This window comes from Pseudomonas sp. UBA5568 (genome assembly GCF_002425525.1).
GTDB lineage: Bacteria > Pseudomonadota > Gammaproteobacteria > Pseudomonadales > Pseudomonadaceae > Aquipseudomonas > Aquipseudomonas fulva.
Window position 1 is genome coordinate 69607 of the sequence record NZ_DIMK01000022.1, and the last position, 21054, is coordinate 90660.

The 21054-nt window shown below is 65.3% G+C and carries 22 protein-coding genes and 1 pseudogene; 1 reads left to right on the forward strand and 22 read right to left on the reverse strand.

What is annotated here, in order from left to right; all coding sequences use genetic code 11:
* Positions 1-7: 7 nt before the first annotated feature.
* The 20 genes and pseudogenes from B2S33_RS06960 to B2S33_RS07055 form a co-directional block, all read right to left on the reverse strand.
* Positions 8-1234: a beta-ketoacyl-ACP synthase gene (locus B2S33_RS06960; RefSeq protein ID WP_288650092.1), complete on the reverse strand. Its 1227-nt coding sequence runs from the start codon at positions 1232-1234 to the stop codon at positions 8-10.
* Positions 1234-1962 (reverse strand): 3-oxoacyl-ACP reductase FabG, encoded by a 729-nt coding sequence (gene fabG / locus B2S33_RS06965; RefSeq protein WP_027913521.1) that lies wholly within the window; start codon positions 1960-1962, stop codon positions 1234-1236. The genes B2S33_RS06960 and fabG overlap by 1 nt, the downstream gene beginning before the upstream one ends.
* Positions 1959-2426 carry a hotdog family protein gene (locus B2S33_RS06970; RefSeq protein ID WP_027913522.1) on the reverse strand — a complete coding sequence of 156 codons (468 nt, stop codon included), beginning with the start codon at positions 2424-2426 and terminating at the stop codon, positions 1959-1961. Before B2S33_RS06970 ends, fabG begins: the two co-directional genes overlap by 4 nt.
* A complete protein-coding gene (locus B2S33_RS06975; RefSeq protein ID WP_027913523.1) occupies positions 2423-3616 on the reverse strand; it encodes a beta-ketoacyl-[acyl-carrier-protein] synthase family protein in 1194 nt (397 codons plus the stop codon). Before B2S33_RS06975 ends, B2S33_RS06970 begins: the two co-directional genes overlap by 4 nt.
* Positions 3613-4098 (reverse strand): hypothetical protein, encoded by a 486-nt coding sequence (locus B2S33_RS06980; protein WP_088522835.1) that lies wholly within the window; start codon positions 4096-4098, stop codon positions 3613-3615. Before B2S33_RS06980 ends, B2S33_RS06975 begins: the two co-directional genes overlap by 4 nt.
* Complete coding sequence (locus B2S33_RS06985; RefSeq protein ID WP_288650093.1) at positions 4095-4826, reverse strand: class I SAM-dependent methyltransferase; 732 nt, start codon at positions 4824-4826, stop codon at positions 4095-4097. Before B2S33_RS06985 ends, B2S33_RS06980 begins: the two co-directional genes overlap by 4 nt.
* On the reverse strand, positions 4823-6070 hold the full coding sequence (locus tag B2S33_RS06990) for an NAD(P)/FAD-dependent oxidoreductase (RefSeq protein WP_288650094.1): 1248 nt from the start codon (positions 6068-6070) through the stop codon (positions 4823-4825). Before B2S33_RS06990 ends, B2S33_RS06985 begins: the two co-directional genes overlap by 4 nt.
* On the reverse strand, positions 6057-7214 hold the full coding sequence (locus B2S33_RS06995) for a sodium:proton antiporter (RefSeq protein WP_288650095.1): 1158 nt from the start codon (positions 7212-7214) through the stop codon (positions 6057-6059). Before B2S33_RS06995 ends, B2S33_RS06990 begins: the two co-directional genes overlap by 14 nt.
* A complete protein-coding gene (locus B2S33_RS07000; RefSeq protein ID WP_288650109.1) occupies positions 7211-9532 on the reverse strand; it encodes an MMPL family transporter in 2322 nt (773 codons plus the stop codon). Before B2S33_RS07000 ends, B2S33_RS06995 begins: the two co-directional genes overlap by 4 nt.
* A complete protein-coding gene (locus B2S33_RS07005) occupies positions 9522-10136 on the reverse strand; it encodes an outer membrane lipoprotein carrier protein LolA (RefSeq protein WP_145126120.1) in 615 nt (204 codons plus the stop codon). The genes B2S33_RS07000 and B2S33_RS07005 overlap by 11 nt, the downstream gene beginning before the upstream one ends.
* On the reverse strand, positions 10133-10558 hold the full coding sequence (locus B2S33_RS07010) for an acyl-CoA thioesterase (protein ID WP_288650096.1): 426 nt from the start codon (positions 10556-10558) through the stop codon (positions 10133-10135). Before B2S33_RS07010 ends, B2S33_RS07005 begins: the two co-directional genes overlap by 4 nt.
* Positions 10551-12095 carry an HAL/PAL/TAL family ammonia-lyase gene (locus B2S33_RS07015; RefSeq protein ID WP_371259655.1) on the reverse strand — a complete coding sequence of 515 codons (1545 nt, stop codon included), beginning with the start codon at positions 12093-12095 and terminating at the stop codon, positions 10551-10553. Before B2S33_RS07015 ends, B2S33_RS07010 begins: the two co-directional genes overlap by 8 nt.
* Complete coding sequence (locus B2S33_RS07020) at positions 12076-13014, reverse strand: glycosyl transferase (protein WP_028686673.1); 939 nt, start codon at positions 13012-13014, stop codon at positions 12076-12078. The genes B2S33_RS07015 and B2S33_RS07020 overlap by 20 nt, the downstream gene beginning before the upstream one ends.
* Complete coding sequence (locus B2S33_RS07025; protein WP_027913533.1) at positions 13011-13745, reverse strand: glycosyltransferase family 2 protein; 735 nt, start codon at positions 13743-13745, stop codon at positions 13011-13013. The genes B2S33_RS07020 and B2S33_RS07025 overlap by 4 nt, the downstream gene beginning before the upstream one ends.
* A pseudogene (locus B2S33_RS07030) lies at positions 13738-15425 on the reverse strand (AMP-binding protein). Before B2S33_RS07030 ends, B2S33_RS07025 begins: the two are co-directional and overlap by 8 nt.
* Positions 15422-15967: a membrane protein gene (locus B2S33_RS07035; RefSeq protein WP_028686671.1), complete on the reverse strand. Its 546-nt coding sequence runs from the start codon at positions 15965-15967 to the stop codon at positions 15422-15424. Before B2S33_RS07035 ends, B2S33_RS07030 begins: the two are co-directional and overlap by 4 nt.
* Positions 15964-16218, reverse strand: coding sequence for an acyl carrier protein (locus B2S33_RS07040; protein ID WP_027913536.1), 255 nt, complete (start codon positions 16216-16218; stop codon positions 15964-15966). The genes B2S33_RS07035 and B2S33_RS07040 overlap by 4 nt, the downstream gene beginning before the upstream one ends.
* A 9-nt stretch (positions 16219-16227) precedes the next feature.
* Positions 16228-16500 carry a phosphopantetheine-binding protein gene (locus B2S33_RS07045; RefSeq protein WP_027913537.1) on the reverse strand — a complete coding sequence of 91 codons (273 nt, stop codon included), beginning with the start codon at positions 16498-16500 and terminating at the stop codon, positions 16228-16230.
* Positions 16469-17287: a lysophospholipid acyltransferase family protein gene (locus B2S33_RS07050; protein WP_027913538.1), complete on the reverse strand. Its 819-nt coding sequence runs from the start codon at positions 17285-17287 to the stop codon at positions 16469-16471. The genes B2S33_RS07045 and B2S33_RS07050 overlap by 32 nt, the downstream gene beginning before the upstream one ends.
* Positions 17263-18015, reverse strand: coding sequence for a beta-ketoacyl synthase chain length factor (locus tag B2S33_RS07055; protein WP_173645885.1), 753 nt, complete (start codon positions 18013-18015; stop codon positions 17263-17265). The genes B2S33_RS07050 and B2S33_RS07055 overlap by 25 nt, the downstream gene beginning before the upstream one ends.
* A 267-nt stretch (positions 18016-18282) precedes the next feature.
* On the opposite strand from B2S33_RS07055, the gene B2S33_RS07060 reads away from it, so the two are divergent.
* Positions 18283-19056 carry a ParA family protein gene (locus B2S33_RS07060; RefSeq protein ID WP_027913540.1) on the forward strand — a complete coding sequence of 258 codons (774 nt, stop codon included), beginning with the start codon at positions 18283-18285 and terminating at the stop codon, positions 19054-19056.
* Positions 19057-19128: 72 nt separating this feature from the next.
* Here B2S33_RS07060 and trxC read toward each other — a convergent pair whose 3' ends face one another.
* Together trxC and selO are read right to left on the reverse strand one after the other, a co-directional pair.
* A complete protein-coding gene (gene trxC / locus B2S33_RS07065) occupies positions 19129-19563 on the reverse strand; it encodes a thioredoxin TrxC (RefSeq protein ID WP_027913541.1) in 435 nt (144 codons plus the stop codon).
* A gap of 26 nt (positions 19564-19589) precedes the next feature.
* Complete coding sequence (selO, locus tag B2S33_RS07070; protein ID WP_288650097.1) at positions 19590-21050, reverse strand: protein adenylyltransferase SelO; 1461 nt, start codon at positions 21048-21050, stop codon at positions 19590-19592.
* Positions 21051-21054 lie beyond the last annotated feature (4 nt).

The window sequence follows — 21054 nt, forward strand, 5'->3', positions numbered from 1 at the left end:
TCGAGGGTCAGGGCCAGCGGCGGAAGATCAGCGATGTGTTGACCCCGCCAAAGGCAAAATTGTTGTTCATCACAAACCCATGGTTCATATGGCGAAACTCATCCCGCAGGTAATCCAGTTCGCCGCAGCGAGGGTCTACCGCGTCCAGGTTCAGCGTGTGCACATAGCGGTCGCTGTTCATCATCTCGATGCTGAACCAGGACTCCAGTGCACCGCACGCCCCCAGCGTATGGCCCAGGAAGCTCTTCTGCGAACTGATGGGCATGCGTGGGCCGAACAGGCCGCTGGTGGCCAGGGTTTCGGCGATGTCGCCTTGCTCGGTGGCGGTGCCATGGCCGTTCACATAGCCAATCGCCTCCGGGGCCAGGCCTGCGTCTTCGAGCGCCAGCTCCATGGCCCTGCGCATGGTCGACTGTTCAGGCCGGGTCGTGTGCTGACCGTCGGCATTGCTGCCGAAACCGATGATCTCGGCATGAATCTTCGCGCCCCGCGCCTGTGCATGCTCAAGCGCTTCGAGCACCAGCATGCCGGCACCTTCGCCGATCACCAGGCCATCCCTGCCGCAGTCGTAGGGGCGCGGGCTGAGGTGCGGTGTGTCGTTCTTGAGGCTGGTGGCATAGAGCGCATCGAAGACCATGGCCTCGGTCGGGCACAGCTCTTCGGCACCGCCGGCCAGCATCATCGGCAAGCGGCCGTACTTGATGGCTTCGTAGGCATAACCGATGCCTTGGCTGCCGCTGGTGCAGGCACTGGACGTGGGGATCAGGCGCCCGGTCAGGCCGAAGAAAATGCTGATGTTGGCGGCGGTCGTGTGCGGCATCATGCGCACATAGGAGTTGGCATTGAGCCCGTCGGCCACCGAGTTGAGCAGCATGTTGCCGAACGCCTTGATCTCGTCGGTGCTGCCGGTGGACGAGCCGCAGGCCACGCCCATGCGGCCGTCGCGAATGCTCGGGTCGCCGAGCAGGCCTGCATCGGCAAGGGCCTGTTCGGCGGCGCCAACGGCCAGGCGGGACACCCGGCCCATGCTGCGAAGCTGCTTGCGCGTCCAGTGCGCCGGGACCTTGAAATCATCGATGGGCCCTGCCAGGCGCGTGTTCATTTCCTCGAAGCGGTCCCACTCGTCCATGCGGCGGATACCACTGCGTTGGCTGGCGAAATGACCGGCAATGGTTGCCCAGTCGTTGCCCAGCGAGGTGATGCCGGCCATGCCGGTGACGACCACGCGACGCATCAGCACAGCCCCCCGTTGACCGCCAGCACCTGGCGGGTAATGTAGCTGGCCTCCGGCGACATGAGGAAGTTGACGGCGCCCGCTACCTCTTCAGCGGTGCCCATGCGCCCGGCAGGGATCATCTTCATCAGTTCGTCTACCGGCACATGTTCGTCGAGCATGGCGGTGTCGATCAGCCCGGGCGCTACGCAGTTGACGGTGATGCGCCGCTTGCCCAATTCGATTGCCAGGGCCTTGGCCGCCCCGATCAGGCCCGCCTTCGACGCGCTGTAGTTGACCTGCCCGCGGTTGCCGATGAGCCCCGAAACCGAGGTGATGCAGACGATGCGACCCGGCGCACGGCGGCGGATCATGGGCATCGTCAGCGGCTGCAGCACATTGTAGAAACCGTCCAGGTTGGTCCGCAGCACCTGGTCCCAATCCTCGTCGGTCAGCGCCGGGAAAGCGCCGTCGCGGGTCAGGCCGGCATTGCACACCACGCCGTAATAGGCGCCGTGGGCCTCCACGTCGGCTTCGAGCGCTGTGCGGCAGGCGGCACGTTCGCCGATGTCGAACTGCAACACCCGTGCCTGCTGCCCCAACGCGCGCACTTGATCGGCCACCGCGTCGGCGTCGGCCCGGCCGCTGCGGCAATGCAGCACCAGGTCGTAGCCCGAGCGGGCCAAGCGCAGGGCGATGGCGCGGCCGATTCCACGGCTCGAACCGGTCACCAGAATGGTATCAGTCATGAAAGGGGCTCCTCAGGGCCCGCTTCGGCCAGGTAGCTGGCCGCTTGCGGCGGGCGGTACACATTCAGGCGGGCGGTGGCGTGGATGCCGGGGCCGCGCAGGTGACATTCGAAAACGCCCATGCCGTTCTCGTCTTCGAGCGAACGCTGGGCGTGCACATGCAATTGGGCGCCGGCCGGAAAAGACTCGACATCGCACGAGTACTTGCGGGCACCGAGCAGGAAACCCAGCTCGACGGCTTGCCCATTGCGCCGTGCCCGACAGCCGGCATAGGCGGCCACGCTCTGGGCCATCAATTCGATGCCGAACCAGGCCGGCAGGCTGCCATCGGCGCGATTGAACAGTGCGCCGGGCCGTACGGTGGTGCGGGTGCTGATCTGCTCCTCGTCACAATGCTCGATGTGATCGATCAGGATCATGTCGCCAGCATGGGGCAGCAGCTCGGCCAGGGGCCAGGTGATCATGCGGTGTCTCCAAGAATCAGGCTGACGTTGTTGCCGCCGAAGGCGAACGAGTTGCTCATCAGTCGGCGTGGGCCATGGGTTGCCAGGCGCTGGCTGCCGTCGACCAGGGTCAGTTCAGGCAGGGCAGGGTCGGGCTGACCGTCCCACACGTGCGGCGGCAGCAAACCCAACGGGTTGTGCCTGCTCAGGCTCAGCCAGCAGAACGCTGCCTCGAGCGCACCGGCAGCGCCCAGGGTGTGGCCCGTCATCGGCTTGCTGGATGAGCAGGGCAGGCCGGCGCCGAACAGGGTATCGACGGCCAGGCTTTCCATGGCGTCATTATGGGGCGTGGCGGTGCCGTGCAGGTTCAGGTAATGGATGTGCGCGGGCTCAAGCCCCGCATTGTCCAGCGCTTTGCCCATGCACTGCAAGGCACCGGCGCCAGTTGGGTCGGGCGCGGAGATGTGGTGCGCGTCGGAACTGGCGCCCGCGCCGAGCAAGGCGATGCGCTCGCCTTGCGCTTCGGGTGTGCGGGTCATCAAGAACAAGGCGGCGGCCTCGCCGATATTGATGCCGTCGCGGTTGGCCGAGAGCGGATTGCAGCGGTGCTCGCTGATCGCTTCCAGGGCGCTGAACCCATTGAGCGTGAGGTGACAGAGGCTATCCACGCCGCCGCACAGCACTGCATCGCACACGCCCAGGTCCAGCAGGCGCCGAGCGCTCAGCAGTGCTCGGCCGCTGGAGGTACACGCGGTCGAAATCACATAGGCCGGGCCGCCGAGTTGCAGCCAGTCGGCGAGAAAGTCGGCCGGCGCGCTCAACACTTGCTGGTCATAGTGATAATCGGCCGGGAAGTGGCCGCCCGCCAGGAAGTGGCCAATGGCGGCACTGCCTTCGGCGATGCCCGAAGTGCTGGTGCCCAGGACCACCCCAACACGGTGGGCGCCGTATTGTGCGATCGCCTGGCGCAGGGCGGGCTCGATCTGCAACGCGGCGGCGTACAGCAGCTGGTTGTTGCGACTGTGCTGCTCCGGCAAGGGGACGGCTGGCAGTGGCTGCATCACGGCACCCACCGGAGGCTGGCGCTCGGGGATCCAGCCTGCGGCCGGCCGCATTCCTGAGCAGTCGCCGGCGAACAGGCGTGCGGCGACCTCGGCCTGGCCATGGCCAAGGGCGCAGATCAGGCCCAGGGCATTGAGGTAGGCGGTCATGGTGTGTGCTCACGGGGCAGGGGGTCGACTACATAGCGCAGGCCTTGGTCCAAGTGCAAGTCGAAGGCGTGGGCCGTGCGGTAGGTCACTCGCCAGCGCTTGCCCAGCCAACGCTGCCCCTGCTCCTGCCGGGCCTGGGGATACGACCGGGCCAACTGGTCCTGTGGCGTGAGGGCGAACAGCACGGCGGCGAACAACTCGCGGGCCGCCGGGTCGGGTGGCAGCAAGCCGTCGGCCTGCCACTGCTGGCCGTCCAGCACTTGTCGCGCCTGGGGAATACCCAGCAGGTCGAGCAGCGACCAGCGCAGGCGGCCACCCTCGTCCTGGATCACCAGCAGCCAGTCCTGGCGCTGACCGGCCTGGGTACGCTCCACATGCAGTTGCTGCGGCAGGGCAAGCGCTGGGGGGGATGCGGGCAGCGGGGCCCTGGCGGCGCAGGCACCGAGCATCAGGCAAAGGACTAGCGCCATCCAGGTTTTCATGCGTGCTCCAAGGGCTTGCGAGCCACGACATTGACCAGCGTTTCATCGCGTTCGCCAACGGGAGGTGGCTTGTGCAGGCCCAGACGCTCCAGCAGGCCGAAGTCCTTGGCCCTGCTCCACCACAGGTAGGGATAGGACACGTTGTCGGACCCGAACGCGAACCCCTGCATGCGCAGCATGTGCAGATAACCTTCGGCACTTTTCTGCACGTGCATGGGGTGACGGAAGAACCAGCGAATCACCCAGGTATCGATATAGGCTTGGGTGGATTCTGCGAACAGCAGGTAGCCGCCCGGTCTGAGTACGCGGTAGAACTCGGCCAGGGCCTTTTCCTGTTCGACCAGGTGATGAAAGGTCTGATGGCAGAACAGCACATCGATGCTGGCATCGGGGTAGGGCAGGCTGGCGCAGTCACCGCCAGACAATTCCACCTCGATGCCCAGCCGCTTGGCCTCGGCTGCGCTGAGGTCGAGGCTGTGCGGATCGGCGTCGGTGCCCAGCAGCCTGGAGGGGGCGAATACCCGTTGCAGGTGTTTGAACGACTTGCCCTGCCCGCAGCCGGCATCGAGCAGAACCGGCGCCTGGGGAAGGGCGCCTGCGAAGAGTCGGGCGAGGTCATCGATCGCCACCCGCAGCACGTGATGCTGCCAGGTGTGGCTGCTCAGGAAGCGAAACCCGATGCGGGTTTCTTCCACGTAAGTCTCGCTCAGGAACGGGCGCTGGGTCATGGGGTGTCCCTTGCGCACAGTTCAGCCAGGGTACGCAGCCGGCGCCGAGGCTCGGCGACGAACGGGTTACGTGTATCCCAGGCATACCCGGCCAGTATGGAGCTGATCATGGCGCGAATCTCCGGTGAGCTGCCGGGGTGATAGATCACATCCTGGAAGCTGCCGTCGTACCAGCCCTCCACGTAGACACGGAAGGTGTCGACGCCACGCTGCAGCGGCTCGGCAAATGCGCTCTGCCAGTCCACTGCCTCCCCTTGCAGTTGGCGATGCAGCAGGCCTGCAGCCATGCTGGCAGAGCGCATGGCGATGGTGACCCCGGAGGAGAACACCGGGTCGAGGAACTCTGCGGCATTGCCCAGCAGCGCATAACCCGGCCCATGCAGGGCTTTCACGTTGGCCGAGTAGCCGCCGATGGTGCGAGCCGGGGTGTCCCAGACTGCATTGGCCAGCACCTTGGCCAGGGCGGGCGCTTGCGCCACGAAGTGCTTCAGGCACGCATCGAGGTCGTCAGGGGCAGTGGCAAAGCGCTCAGCGGCAGCCACTACCCCCAACGAGGTGCGGCCATCACTGAAGGGGATGGTCCAGAACCAGATGTCACGGTGCTCGGGGTGGGTGGTGATGAGGATCTTGTCGCGGTCGAAGCCGGGGTGGTCGATGCGGTCTTCGATGTGCGTGAAGACCGCCTTGCGTACTGGGAAGGCGGACGGGGCTTCAAGGTCCAGCAGACGCGGCAGCACGCGGCCATAGCCACTGGCATCCAGGACGAACTGTGCCTTGAGCACGTACTCGCTGCCATCAGGCCGGCGCACACGCACCTGTGGCTGTAGCCCGCCCATGTCGGCGCTGACCACCTCATGCTCGTAGCGGATCTCCACGCCCTGCGCTTGGGCCTGGTCGGCCAGTATTTGGTCGAAGCGAGCACGCTGCACCTGGAAGGTGCTGGTCTTGCCTGGCGTGAAGGTCTGCCCGAAGTCGAAGGCGGTGTATTCGTCGCCCCATGCGAAAGCAGCACCATTCTTGTATTGGAAACCTGCCGCCTGCACGGCATCCAGCATGCCCGCCTCTTCGACGAAGTCCAGGCAGTGCGCCAGCAGGCTTTCGCCGATGGAAAAGCGCGGGAAGCGCTGACGCTCGATCACCAGCACGTCGTGCCCGCTGCGCTTGAGCAAGGCCGCCGCGATGGCACCGGAAGGCCCGGCGCCGATGACCAGGACCTGGCGTTGTTGGGTTTCAAGGGTTGGCATGCGGGCTCCTTGCCATGGGTTCTGTGTTGAGCGGAAGGCGATGAAGGCCGGCCAGCGCCGGCATCAGAGTGGCGACCAGGCTCATCAGCATGAGCGCGAAGTACACCGCCGGGGTAATCAACTGCTGGGACAGCAGCAGGTTGAGAAAAACGATTTCACTGAGGCCGCGAATGTTCAGCAGCAGGCTTTCGCGCCATTTGCCGGCAGCGCCGGGCGACGCAGCAGCCCAGCACAGGCCCAGCCAGTTGCCCAGCAACTTGCTGGCGATCGGAAGCACCAGCAAGGCGACCAGTTGCCACGCGTCCAACTGCCCCAGGGCCTGGTGGGCATCGATCTGCACCACGCCGTAGGTCAGGATCATGGGGACCGCCAAGCCCTGTTGCACGCGGCGGTTGTACCGCTCTGGCAGCGGCAATGCCGCCGCGACCTTGAGCCAGGCCAGGCACGCCAGGTAGCCAACCCCCAGGATCAGTGCGTTGAGCTTGTAGTGTTCGGCAATGAACAGCAGCACCAGGAACAACGCGCCATACAGCGAAGGCGCGCGCAGACCCAGCGCGTGCAACGGCCATGGCAGCAGCGCCGCCAACATCGGCAAGGCCAGTGTGCCGGGGTCGAGGCTGCCTTGGCCCACACCTAGCAATAGCCAGCACGCCAGGTCGATCAAGATGGCAGCCTGCAACAACCGCCGGCTGGCCGCCGGGGGATAGTCGATTGCCTGGAGATAGAGGTAGAGCACCGGTATGGCGGTGATTGCGAACACCAGGCCAAGTGCCAGTGCACCGACCCCGCTCAGGCCTATCACCCAGATCGCGCAGGCGATACCGCAGAGGAACGGCAGCAGAAAGCTGGGCACGGCAAGTTTCAGCGCCTGTCGGTCCGGGCGCAGCGCCAGCACGTCGATCAGGATATGACCGAGCAACAAGGCGAAACTGCCGCCGTAGAGGGCTTTTACCCATGCTGGTGCGATTAACGCAGTGCCCTCCAATTGCCAGTGCGGCGTTACCCACAGACCCATCAAGGCAGGGAGTACCAGTGTTGCCACCAACAGATGGCTGACGATCGGGATCAGCCCGAGGCGCTTGCCCAGCCTGCTGGCCAGGATGAAGAGCGCCAGCGCCAGCGCCCAGAAGACGGCGATCATCATGAGCGGTCGTGCGCTCCCTCGCGAGGCGCTGCCCAAGGCGCCAGCAGGAAGCTGAACACCAGCCCCAGGCTTACCGCCATGCCGAAGTTGCTAACTGCCGGCGTACTGGACAGGGCCAGCAGGCCGAACGACAGCCATGTGGTCAACGCAGCCAGCAAGGTTCCGAGCAGGCTCACCGCGGCGCCGCCGATGCGCTCATGCATGAGGATGGCATAGTCGACGCTGATGGCCGTCACCAGCAGTAACCCGAACAGGCTGAACAGTGTCAACGGCTCGCCCAGCCAGCCGAGGCTCGCCAGGCTGCACAGAGCAGCCAACAGCGGCAGGGCAACGATGCGCAAAGAACCCCGCAACCCGAAAGGCACTGCCAGCAGCATCAGAATCAACGCACACGAAAGCAGTTTGAGTTCCGCTGCGCTGACCTGGGTGGCGGCGAACAACTGGTTCAGCTCGCCAAGACGATCAACCAGCTGTACACCGGGCAGGCCCTGCGCCTGCAACTGCAACAGGGCGGCGTCAGACAAGCCTTGCAGGCTGACGATGGCAGCCACGCCGTCACCTGTGCTGCCCAGCCACAAGGGCCGCCATGCCTCGCCCAACGGGCCTGCCAGCACGTCGTCGATACGCTGCAGTGGCAGTGCGCGCAGTTGCGCGACTTCAGCGGCCAAGGCCGCCTGGGGAACGCCGAGCGCCACCAGCGGCTGCCAATGCGCCGTTAGCGTGGCCAGGGCCTCGCGCACCTGTGCTTGCTCGGCAGGGGTTGCGACCAGCTGTCCGAGGCTCAGGTAGCCCTTGAGTTTGCCCAGCGCGACCAACTCATCGAGCTTGGCCCCAAGCTGTTGGGTGCGTTCGAGCAATTGCTGCTGGTCGGCAGCCCGCACCAGGTAGAACTGGCTGGTGGGCTGGTAACCGGTGATGCGTGCCACTGCCTGGGCTTGCTGCAACAGTTGCGGCGGCGTGCCCACCCATTGGCGGATGTCGTTGTGGGTCTGCAGGTGCCAGAGGCCGCTGGCGCAGAACAACAGCAGCAGGGCCAACAGCGCTGCGCTCGGCACTTTGCGCAGCAATGCCTCACGCCAGCGGGTGAGCGCCTGCGCGATACGCATTGGCCAATCGGCAGGTTGCAGCTGCGCCTTGCTCAGCAGGGCCGGGACCAGGCACACCGCACTGAGGTAGGCGCCCAACAGGCCAGCGGCGGAGAAAACGGCAATCTGGGTCAGCGCCGGGAACGGGGTGAAGGCCAATGCTAGGTAGCCGATGCAACTGGTGGCCAGGCTCAGGCTCATGCCTGGCAGGGTCAGGCGCACGGCCGTCCAGCTTTGCCAGGGCTTGAGGCTCCAGCTCTTGGTCAGGTAGTGCAGGGGGTAGTCGATCGCGACGCCGATCAGGCTGGAGCCCAGCACCAGGGTCATGACGTGCATCTGGCCGAACACCGCCACGCACACCACTGAACCGAACAGCATGCCGACCAGCACGGGTAGGAACGCCAGCAGCGCACGCACGCTGCGCAGGGCCAGCAATAGCAACAGCAAGATGCCCAGCGTTGCCCCGCCGCCTACCCAGGTGATCTCCTGGCTGGCTTGCTGCTGGCCGGCGGCCGCGTGCAGCAGGCCGCTGGCGGCCAGCAACTGCGCATCGACAGCGCTTGCCTGCACACGCGCCTGGGCCAGCAAGTCCGCGACCTGCAGGGGCAGGTGCATGTCGAAGGCATTGCCCAGGGTGCGCGCGCGCACCAGCACCCAGTAATCCCCTTCGGCCTGGGCAATCAAGGCACCGCTGGCGGTGTCCAGTTCCACGTTCGCGGGCTTGGGCTGGGCATTCTGGATACGCCCGGTCAGGCCTAGCCAGTCATCCTGGCCTGGCACGAGGCTGAACCCTGCGAAGGGATCGACCAGGCTCTGGACGCGCTGCGCCACGAAGGCATCCGGCTGCTGCTGCAATTGTTGCCGGTCAGATGACGGCAGCATGGCCAGGCGGCCTTTGAGCAACTGATCACGCACTGCCTGCAGGTCGGTGTCCAGGCTCCACTGCACCTTTTCGAACAGGCCAGTGGCCTGCCACTGTTCCGCCAACCGTTGTGCCAGCGCCACTGCCTGTTGACGCTGAGCGTGGCCGACCAGAAGCAGCAACTCGCGGTTCAGCGGTTCCTGCATCCGCTGCTCGGCCTGTTGCACCAGCGGATCCTGGGTCGCTCCGGGTACCAGCGCCATCAAGTCGGCGGACAAGGGCGCGCCGCGGTGCCACTGCCAGCCGGCCACGGCCAGCATGATCAGCAGCAGGCAGACGAACAGGCGCGGCAACTGGCGTTCAGTCGGCAAAGTCACTGCGCTCCATGTCGCTCAGCTCGGCAGCGCCGGTGCTTTCAGGCAGGCGCAACACGGTGCTGTCGCCTTGGGTCTCGCTCAGCTCGATGCGCTGCACAAAACGCCCGCCGCTGATATCGATGCGGCTGAAGATTTGCTTGAGCAGCAACGAGCGTGGGATCAGACGCAGTTGCCACTGGGTTGAATCGCCGCTCAAGGCCAGTTCGAAATCACGCTGCAGCCCGGTGCTGTCACCTTGCAGCACGGCAAAGAACAGCTGGTTTTGCTGTGCACCGGCGCTGCGGCTCGGCAGCACTTGCCAGCCGCTCGGGTCGCGCCGGGCAATGCCATGGGCGTCGATCCGGTAGTCCTGACGCAGTGGCGTATGCAGCATCCAGAGCAGGCCATGATCACGGGCAAGCACGAACTCACCTTCGCTCAGCAAGGGCTGGGGCAGGGCACGCAGGTGTTTTTCCTGAATGAAGGGGCCCTTGACCACCGCAGGTGCGCTGAGCTGGCGTTGCAGGGCGTCCAGGTCGAAGGCTGCGCTCAAGGGGCTGACGATCAGCACCGCCAACGTTGCCAGCATGCAGGCCAGCCGTTTTAGCGCAGCACTCATGACAACACCTGCTGCACGGCGTCGAGCATGACCTGCGGCGAGGCCAGCTGCATTTCGCCGCTGTCGATGTGCACGGCCACCTGAACCGTACTGGCACGGGTCATGCGCTCACCGGTCACGGCGTCGCTGATCAGGTAATGCAGCTTCAGGCGGTTTTCCCATTCCACCAGGCTGGCCCGCACCACCAGGCGCTGACCGAACGTGGCGCCGCGCATGTAGCGCAGCTGCAGGTCGATCACCGGCCATGCATAGCCGCTGGCATGCATCTGAACATAGTTGTGCGCCAGGCGGTCGAGCAGGGCGCACCGCGCCACTTCCAGGTACTTCACATAATGGCCATGCCAGACCACATGCATGCTGTCGACATCGAAAAACGGCACGATGACTTCGGTGTCGACGTGGAAAACGCCAGGGTTACGCATGCAGCCTCCAGTGACGTTGGCCGATGCGCACCAGGCAGTGGCGCAGCTCGCCTTCCAGCGCCCGGTCTTCGATGACCGGCGCGAACTCCTGCAACAACGCCTCGTGCATCTGCGCCAGCGCAGGGGGCAGCGCGTGTGCCTGGGGCTGCTGGCTGCGCAGCCAGACGCCCTGGTTGGCGGCCAGCAACGCAGCGGCGGCGACTTGCTCGGTCAGCTCCAGGACCCGCAGGGCATCGCGGGCGGCAATGGTGCCCATGCTCACCTTGTCCTGGTTGTGGCATTCGGTGGAGCGCGAAAACACGCTGGCGGGCATGGTCTGCTTGAGCGCTTCGGCAGTCCAGGCGCTGGCCCCGATCTGCACAGCCTTGAAACCGTGGTTGATCATGGCGCGCTCGGCCGGTGCGCCCGACAGGTTGCTCGGCAGGCCGTGGTTGTAACGCACATCCACCGCCAGCGCGAGTTGTCGGTCGAGCAGGTCGGCCACGTTGGCGACGAGGGTTTTCAGGCTGTCCATGGCAAAGGCGATGTGCCCGCCGTAGAAATGACCACCGTGCAGCACGCGCTCGGCATCACCGTCGATGATCGGGTTGTCGTTGGCACTGTTGAGCTCGGTCTCGATGAAACCACGCAACCAGCCCAGGCTGTCGGCCAGTACCCCCAGGACGTGCGGCGCGCAGCGCAGCGAATAGCGGTCCTGCAGGCGGTGCAAGGGCGGCAGGGGTGCGTCGATCGCCAGGTCCTGGCGCAGCCAGGCGGCGACCTGCGCCTGGCCAGGGTGTGGCTTGGCGGCGAACAGGCGTTCGTCGAAATGCTCGGGGTTGCCTTGCAGGGCAACCACGTTCAGTGCGGTGATGCGGGTTGCCAAGTGCAGAAGATAATCGGCGCGGGCAAACGCCAGGCACGCAAGACCGGTCATCACTGCCGTGCCGTTCATCAGGGCCAGGGCTTCCTTGGGCCTGAGCACCAGGGGCTGCCAGCCCAGTTCGCGGTGCACGTCGGCGCTGAGGCGGCGCTGGCCCTGGAACATCACCTCGCGCTCGCCCGAGAGCGTCGCGGCCACGTAGGACAGCGGGGTGAGGTCGCCACTGGCGCCTACCGAACCCTCTTCGGGGATCAGCGGCAGGACGTCGTGGGCAATGAAGTCGCGCAGGCGCTCGAGCAGTTCCAGGCGAACACCGGATACCCCGTGGCTGAGCGACCGCAGGCGTGCAGCCAGCACTGCGCGTGTGGCCGAGGCGTCCAGCAGCTTGCCGAGGCCGCAACCGTGGAAGGTGTAGAGGTGGCGTGGCAGCGCCTCGACGTGTTCCAGCGGCACGGCCACGACACAGGAGTCGCCGTAGCCGGTGGTCACGCCGTAGATCACCCCTTCCTTGTCGAGCAGGGTGTCGAGAAAGCGCGCCCCGCGGGCAATGCGCTCGCGGTAGGCGGCATCGCCCTGCAGGTGTGCCGTGGCACGGCCTTCGGCCAGCGCCACGACGTCTTCGATAGCCAGCGGCGATTCGCCGAACGTGACAGGTTCATGCGCTTGCATCGTCATCGGTCTTCCAGAAAGGGTAGAAATTGAACCACTGCAGGGGCGCGCGCGTGCAGTAGTGGCCCAGGCGATCGGCGTAGCGGGCGGCCCACTGGGCGATGACTTCATCGCGCTGGCCGCGTCGCCATTGCAGGCGTTCGGCAAAGGGCTCGAGGGTGACGTGGTAGCGGCCGTCGTGCTTGAGGCAGAACAGCAGGTTGAGCGGGCATTCGAGCATGCCCGCCAGCAACCAGGGGCCCTGCGGGAAGGCGGCGCGGTGGCCCAGGAAGTCCACCTCGACGGTACGCCCGCCATGCAGCGGCACGCGATCACCCGCGATGGCCAGCCATTCACCGCGCTCCAGGCGCTCGGACAGTTGCAGCATCACCGCAGGGTCCAGCTCGCTGACCTGGATGAGCCGCAGGTTGGTGGCGCCCGCCTCGCCCAGCAAGCGGTTGAAGCGCTCGGCATGGCGGGTGTGCACCAGCACGTTCATGGTCACCTGCTCGCCGATTTCGGCCAGGGCCCGGCAGACTTCCAGGTTGCCCAGGTGGGCGCCCACCAGCATCTGCCCGCGTGCGCCGCGCAGTTGCTGACGCAGGCCGGCAGGGTCGTGGATTTCGATATCCTCGATGCGCAGCTTGCCGTTCCACACGTCAAGCTTGTCCAGCAGGGCCTCGGCAAAGGCCATGAACTGGCGAAAGACCTGCCATGAGCCAGGGGCAGGCGTCTGCCCGGCGTTCCACTGGCGCAGGCGTTGCTGGTACTGCCACGCGCTGCGGCGGGCACGGCGGCCGAACAGGAAGAAGTAGGCGACGATCACGTGGATCAATGGGCTGAGCACGCGGCGGCCTAGCAACCGTACCAGGGCGGCGGTCAGCTTCATCAGCCAGAAGCTGCCCCGCTCCTGGTGGTCGGCCCAGTGCTGCGACGGTTCGCTCATGACCGCCACCGACGCCAGAGGATCGCCGGTGCGCGCACCAGCATGCCGAAGAACAGCTTGGCGTGCATCTTGGAAATCAGTGCGTTGTCGTGGACCAGGCGAAAATGCGACAGGCCATCCTGTGGATAATGTACCCGCGTCGGCAGCCAGCGCATTGGTTGGTTGCGCCAGGCCAGGCGCACGAGAATTTCCGGGTCGAAGTCCATGCGCTTGCCAAGTCGCACGGTGTCGATCAGGGCCAGCGTGGCTGGCAGCGGATAGACCCGAAACCCGCACATGGAGTCGGGAATCTGCAGCGACAGGCTGTTGATCCACACCCAGACGTGGGTTAGGTAGCGCGCGTACAGCCGCCCTTTGGGCACACTGGCATCGTACTGTGGATAACCGCACACCAGTGCCTGGGGGGCATGACGCGAATGTTCCAGAAACGTCTGCACATCGCCCAGGTCGTGCTGGCCATCGGCATCGACCTGCAACGCATGACTGAAGCCCAGTCGCGCTGCCTCGCGCAGGCCGGCCATGACTGCACCGCCCTTGCCCTGGTTGACGGGCAGGGTGACCAGAAACACGTTCGTCTGTTCGGCCAGCCGGGCGAGCACCTGCGCGCAGCCTGCGTCGCTGGCATCGTCGACCAGCACGCAGGGCAGGCCCGCGCGCAGCAAGTCGTCCACGACCGCCGGAACGGCCTGTTCATGGTTGTAGACCGGGATCACCGCGCAGGGCTTATGCACAGGCGTTCTCCAACAGAACCCGGCCGCTCGAGCACGGTTGACCGGCACAGGTGAAGGCGAAGTAAAGCTTACCGCGGGCCTTGTCCAGGCGAAGGCTCAGCGCCAGCTCATCGCCGGGCCGCACCAACTGCTGGAACTTGACCACCTCCATGCCTGCAAAGCGCAGCGGCGACTCGGTCAGCTCAGCGGCCAGCGCGACGGCCCAGTCGATCTGGACCACACCGGGCAACACGGGCGTGCGGGGAAAATGCCCCGGGAAACAGGCAAGGTCCAGGGGCACGCCGAGCTTGAGCTGGAGTTCGTCACCTTCGCGATGCTGCTCCAGCACATGCGGTGCCATGCTGCGAGGCGCCAGCAGCAATGCCTGCAGCGCAACCTGGGTCAGCTTGCCCTGGCTGTTGAGCGGCAAGTGCTGCACCAAGCGCCAGCGGCGGGGCAGTGCCAGCGCCTCGCAGTGGCCTGCCAGGTGGCTGCGCAGGGCCTCGACCAAGGCCCGCCGCCCCTGGTTGCGCAGGGCGTGCAAGCCTGCGGGGGTCGGCACCAGCAGGGCGCCGAGGCTGGCCCGGCCGTTTTCGATCATGCCAAGGCGTGCTTCAGACACCCATGGATGCGTGCACAAGGCCTGTTCGAGCATGGGCAGCGAAATGCGCTTTTCTTCGAGTTTGACGATCCGATCCAGTCGCCCCAGCAAGCGAAAGCGCCCATCTGATGAGAATTCGACAGCGTCGGCGCTGTGTTCCACATGCCCCGCAGGGAGGTAGGGCGAGGCGATGCACAGCGCGCCCTGTTCATTCTGGCTGACCTGTACACCGGCAAACGGCTGCCACAAGGGCTGCCCCTGGCGCCAGGCGATCCCGCCGGTCTCCGAGCTGCCGAGGATTTCAGCCGGCCATTGGCCGAGACGCTGGTGCAGGCGCTCGGCCGCATCGGCGGGCAACTCACCGCCCGACGAGAACACCTTGCGCACCGGTTGCAGGGCTGGCCAGTCGAGGTTTTCCCCCATGCGCTTGAGCAGCGCCGGGCTGGCGACCCAGGCAAAGGCCGGGTGGGCGCGGCTGGCCCGTTGCAGGTCTTCGGGGAACGGCAATTGACGGCGCTCGAAACCACGCCCGGCGCACAAGGGCCACAGCACGCGGAACAAAAGCCCGTAGATGTGCTGGGTGGCGACGCTGCCGATGATCCAGGCAGGGCCCAGAGCCTCGCCCCACAAGTGCTCCAGCGCGTTCACCTCACTGGCCAGCTGCGTGAGCTGCTTGTCGATGCGCTTGGGCTCGCCGCTGGACCCGGAGGTACACAGGCTNNCAGGCTGATGCGGCACCGGGCCAAGTCCAGAACGGCAGGTGGCAAGGGCGCGTCGAACAGGTCGTCGGGCAGCGTATCCTCAGCCTGATCCGTGAGCCACAGGTCTACGTGGGCATTCCAGCGCTCGCGTGTGGCCGGTTGCAGGTCGGCCGGCAGCAAGACCTCAACCTCGGCCCGCCATGCACCGAGCAGGGCAGCGGCCAGTTGCGCGGCGTCCTCCAGGTGCACCGCCAATCGGCGAACACCCCGCGCACGCAGGCCACCGGCCAGGCGCAGTGCCTGCTGGCTCAGTTCGGCATGGTCCAGGACAGGGGCTTGGGTCACCTGGCGCGGCGCATCCAGCGGCAGCAGCAGGTGTTGGAGGTTGATCCAGTTCATGAGCGTCCTCGCACACGTTGTCTAATCAGCCATTCGAGGGCGAACAGCACGCCCATCGCGGCATAGGCGATGACGCCGTTGTAGAGCGTCCACCAGGCCAACGGCGCCCACAGCGTAAGCGCGGCCGCGATCAGGCCGTTGAGCAAAAAGAACAGGCACCAGGCCTGGGTGACCTGCCGGGTATAACGCACCGCGCGCGGTGGCAGCGCTGGGTCGCTCAAGCGTGCCAGGCGTTCGGCCACCGGCATGCCGTGCAGCAGGCTGCTACCGAACAGCCCCAGCATGAAGGTACTGATGAGCACCGGATACCAACGCAGCAGTGCCTGGCTGTCCGACAGCCCCAGCAGCCCACAGAACAGCAGGGCGGCAATTGCCATCCACAGGCTGCCGGGCCGACGAGGGGCGCTGAGCGCACGTGCCAGCCAAAGGCCGCCGAGCAGCAGGCCAAATTGCCAGGGGGCGTAGTGCGCCATGCCGAAATGCACGGCGAACGGATACAGCAGCCCGGCAATCAGCAGGCCGGCGCCGATCAGTCGCTTCATGCCTCCGGGTTCACCAGGCGGAACACGGCCTCGACCACGTCGTTGACGGTACGCACCGACTTGAACTCGTCAGCGGCTATCTTCTTGCCTGTCTGGCGCTTGATGTGATCGATCAGGTCGACGGCGTCGATGCTGTCGATTTCCAGATCCTGGTAAAGGTTGGCGTCCAGGCTGATACGCTCAGGCTCGAGCTCGAACAATTCGACCAAGGCGTCGCGCAGGATGTTGAAGATGTCTTCACGGGTTTGCATGATGCGATCTCAGGCGGCCTGACGGGCAGTGACGAACGCCGCCAGGGCGGCGACACTGCTGAAATGGTTGCGGGTGTCCTTGGCATCGGCGTCGATCTTGATGCCATAACGCTTCTGGATGGCCAGGCCGAGCTCGAGCGCATCAACCGAATCCAGGCCCAGGCCTTCGCCGAACAGGGTCTGTTCGTCGTCGATGTCCTGGATGCTGATGTCCTCCAGGCCCAGGGCGTCGATGATCAGTTGCTTGAGATCACGGTTGAGGTCTTGCTGTGGCGCGCTCATCGGCGGCGAGCTCCTTGATGTAGTAGTTGTGCAGGTAGTCGTTGAGCAGGCGGGAAGCTTTGGGTGCAGGGCCCAGCGCTGCGTAGGCGTCGGGATGCACGTCCGGGCCCACCGAAAGGGTGAAGTGCACACGCCTGCCAGGGATGCGGTACCAGGGTTCGTTCTTGGTCAGCGTGGTTGGGCTGACCTTGATGGTGACTGGGGTGATGACGCTTGCACCGCGCAGGGCAATCGCAGCCGCGCCGCGGTGAAAGGCCGGCGGCTGGCCTGGCGAGGTGCGCGTGCCTTCCGGGAAAATCACCAAGGTCTGGCCCTGCTGCAGCGAGGCGACGGCGGCGTCGAGCATGTCCATGCTGCCATCGTTGCCGATGTATTGCGCCTCACTGACCGGCCCGCGTGTGAACGGGTTGTCGAACAGGCTCTGCTTCACGACGCAGTTGGCCTGGCGTACCAGGCCGATCAGGAATACCACGTCGATCAGGGAGGGGTGATTGGCAATGATCATCTGACCCGGCCGGCCCAGGCGCTCGGCCCCTTCGATTTCGTAGGTCAGCACGCCCATGGCGCGCATGAACTGCACGAAGCGCCAGAACAACCAGCTGATGGTGCGCCGGGCCCGCTCGCGGTGGCGCACTCGGCCACCGGGCAGGCAGGCCAGCAGCGGAAACACGAATAGCCGCAGGGTCAGGCAGCCCATGCCAAACAGTATAAAGCTCGTCGCGGTGGCCAACAGGCGCCAGATGAAGGCATCGCCTGACCTGCTCACGGCTGTCGGTGCCAGTTCCATGTACGACGCTTCCCTGTGTGAGTGAAATCGGTGCGGCCGTTGAGCATGGCCTTGAGCCAGGCCAAGCCGTGAGGCAGCCCAGGCACTGCCGGTGATGCGGCGACCTGGCCGGGCGCCAGCTGCCATTGCTGGCCTGGGGTCAGCAACAGGCCGAGCGCATAGGCGAATGGGACGTCGTCTATCCAGGGGCCATAGGCCGGCGGCGGCTGTTCTTCGGTAACGATCAACAGCACGGCTGGGGCACCATCAGCCATGAGCGCTGCGGCTTCCACCACGCCCTGCTCGAAACCATCCCCCGCGGCGGCCAGTGCCGTCATCTCGCAGGTGGAACCGCGCAGGATCGACCACAGGCCGATGACCGCGTTGTGCACCGAGAGGCTGAACTGGGTAGGTGACAGCGGCTGCCCCGCAGCCAGTTCGCCCAGAATCGAAAACGTACGGGGTGTTTCACCGTGGCGTGACACGAAGACCAGCGGCAGCGGCGGCTGGCCCTCTGCCAATGGCCAGGCCACCGCGAACGCCATGCGCGCCATGTGGCTCAGCCGACGGCGTTGCATGGCCGGCAGAAAGGCCACGTCAGGCGCGCAGGCGTCAGCACCCGATGGCGAATTGCCACTGGCCCAGGCGTGCCAGTCGGCAGGCGCCGAAAGGCCTGGAGCCCATGCACGCCATTGGGTGATGTTGAAGGTGATCACGGTGGTTTTCTTCCCGCCCTGAGGGGCTTCCATGCCGAGCGAACGTGTCGGCGCCTGCCTGTCAGGGGTGGTGCGTTCATCGAGTGGCGCGCATTATCCCGGTGCGGCGGTGATGTAGCAATGGATTCGGATCCAAAGAGACAACGCCTTCAAGCGGATGTGGCGTGGTCCGATTGAATAGTTTCCTTTTTCCGACAGTCGGCACAGCGCCATGTCTGGTGCGCAGCCGCTGTAGCAGCGCTGGCCATGGGCACGGCGTCGCCACATACTCGGCAACTCGTCCCTATCCGGAGGTCAATCATGCGACGCGTGGTGTTCAATCAGAAAGGCGGGGTGGGCAAATCCAGCATCGCCTGCAACCTGGCAGCGGTAAGCGCCCATGAAGGCTACCGAACCTTGCTGATCGACCTGGATGCACAGGCCAACTCGACCCAGTACCTCACCGGGCTGGTGGGCGAAGACATTCCCATGGGCATCGCCGATTTCTTCAAGCAGAGCCTGTCCAGTGGGCCCGGGGTGAAGAAGAATAAGGTCGATATCCACCAGACACCGTTCGAAAACCTGCATGTGGTCACCGCCACCTCGGAGTTGGCCGACCTGCAACCCAAGCTCGAAGCCAAGCACAAGATCAACAAGCTGCGTAAATTGCTCGACGTCTTGAGTGAAGATTACGAGCGGATTTACATCGACACCCCGCCGGCCCTCAACTTCTATGCCGTCTCGGCGCTCATCGCAGCGGACCGAGTGCTGATCCCGTTCGACTGCGACAGCTTCTCGCGTCAGGCCCTGTACGGGTTGCTGGCCGAGATCGAGGACATCAAGGAAGACCACAACGAACACCTGGTCGTCGAGGGCATCGTGGTGAACCAGTTCCAGCCCCGTGCCAGCCTGCCGCAGCAGATGCTGGACGCGCTACTGGCCGAAGGCTTGCCGGTGCTGCCGGTGTACCTGGGCAGTTCAGTGAAGATGCGGGAGTCGCATCACGCCAGCCTGCCCCTGATCCACCTCGACCCCCGTCACAAACTGACCCAGCAATTCGTGGCGCTGCATGATTTGCTGGGTGGGGATGAGTAGGTGCAGCTTGATCAGACGTCTGCACGAGGGGCTACGTATCCCCTATGAGTCGCTGCTTGCAGGTACCTGAGGTCAAACCCCCTGGCTGCGCAGCCACTCCAGCAGTGGCTGAAGGGGAAGTGCCCCTGCCTGGCGCGCGATCTCGCGGCCGTTGCGCATCAGTATGAGGCTCGGGATCGAGCGAATGCCCAGTTGCCCGGCCAGGGAGCGGTTGGCTTCGCTGTCGAGCTTGGCCAGGCGGCAGCGGCCAGTCAGTTGGCGGGCCGCTTGTTCGAAGACTGGCGCGAAGGCCTTGCAGGGGCCACACCAATCGGCCCAGACGTCGATCAGCAAGGGCAGGTCGCCTTTGACCTGGCTTGCATAGCTGCTCTCGGTCAGCACGAACGGCGCCTGGAGCACCACTTGCTGCTTGCAGCGGCCACACTTGGGCGCATCGCCCAGGCGGTCGGCGGGCAAGCGGTTCAGGCCGTTGCAGTGAGGGCAAGGGACAATTAGCGGATCGGTCATTGCATCTCCGTTGGCGTCTGTGGGCTTCAGGACGAGCAACTGATTTCCAAGTGCTTGCCCCAGGCAGGTGGCGGCGCTGCATAGGCCTGCATTCCGGCCTGTTCCTCGAACGGGCGGCTCAGCACCTCATGCAAACGCCTGACCTCAGTGTAGTCGCCTGCCTCGGCCGCTTCGATAGCGTTCTGCGCCAGATAGTTACGCAGCACATACAGCGGGTTCACGGCGTGCATGCGCTCACGCCGCCCGGCAGCATGGTTCGGTTCACGTTCGCAGCGCGCTTGATAGTCGACAGCCCAGGCGTCGAAACCCGCCAGGTCGATGAAGGCGTCACTTACCGATTGCAGCGCGTCGGCCAGCGGTTGATCGCCCAGGCGGCGGAAGAACAGGTTGTAGTCCACACCACCGCTCTGCATGCGTTGCAGCAGACGCTCGACCAAGGCCATGTCTTCGTCCTCGGCGGTAGTCAGGCCGAGCCGGCGACGCATCAGGTCCAGGTAATGGGCCTGGTACAGGGGCAGGAACAGCGCCAGTGCCTGCTTGAGCGCTTCGACCTCGACCACCGTGGTCAAGGCCTGGGCCAGCGCGCTGAGGTTCCAATGGGCGATCGGTACCTGGTTGGCATAGCTGTAGCGGCCGCGGTCGTCGGAGTGGTTGCAGATGAAGTTGGCATCGAAGTCGTCAAGGAAAGCGAACGGGCCGAAGTCGAAGGTGATCCCCAGAATCGACATGTTGTCGGTGTTCATCACGCCGTGACAGAAACCGTACGCTTGCCAGCGTGCGATCAGCTCGGCATTGCGCTCGACGATGGTCTGGAACATGGCCAGGTAAGGCTGCTCGGCGTCTTTGCATTGCGGGTAATGCTCATCGAGTACATGGTCGATCAGCACGCGCTGCTGCTCGGGCTGCTGGGTGTAGTAGAAGTATTCGAAATGGCCAAAGCGGATATGGCTCTGGGCAAGGCGGGTGAGCATGGCGGCGCTTTCCTGGGTTTCCCGCCACACCGGGGTGCTGGAGCCGATCACACACAGGGCTCGGCTGCTGGGGATACCGAGGGCATGCAAGGCTTCGCTCGCCAGAAACTCACGAATCGAGGAGCGCAGCACGGCACGGCCATCGCCCATGCGCGAGTAGGGGGTCTGGCCGGCGCCCTTGAGGTGCAGGTCCCAATGTTCACCGGCATCGTTGACCACCTCGGTCAGTAACAGGCCGCGGCCGTCACCCAGGCGCGGGTTGTAGCCGCCGAACTGATGGCCGGAATACACCATCGCTCGTGGATCGGCGCCTTCCCAGAGCTTGTGGCCACTGAACAGTTCGGCGAACAACGGCAGCTCGGCCTGGGCCGGGTCGAGGTCGAGCAGCGCCATGGCCGATGCACTGGCGACCACCAGGCGAGGGTCTGCGATCGGCTCGGGCAGTACCTGGGTAGAGAATGCGTCCCCCAGGCGGGCGAAGCGGTTGTCGAAGGTGAGCTGGTCGAGGGCTTTCACGGGG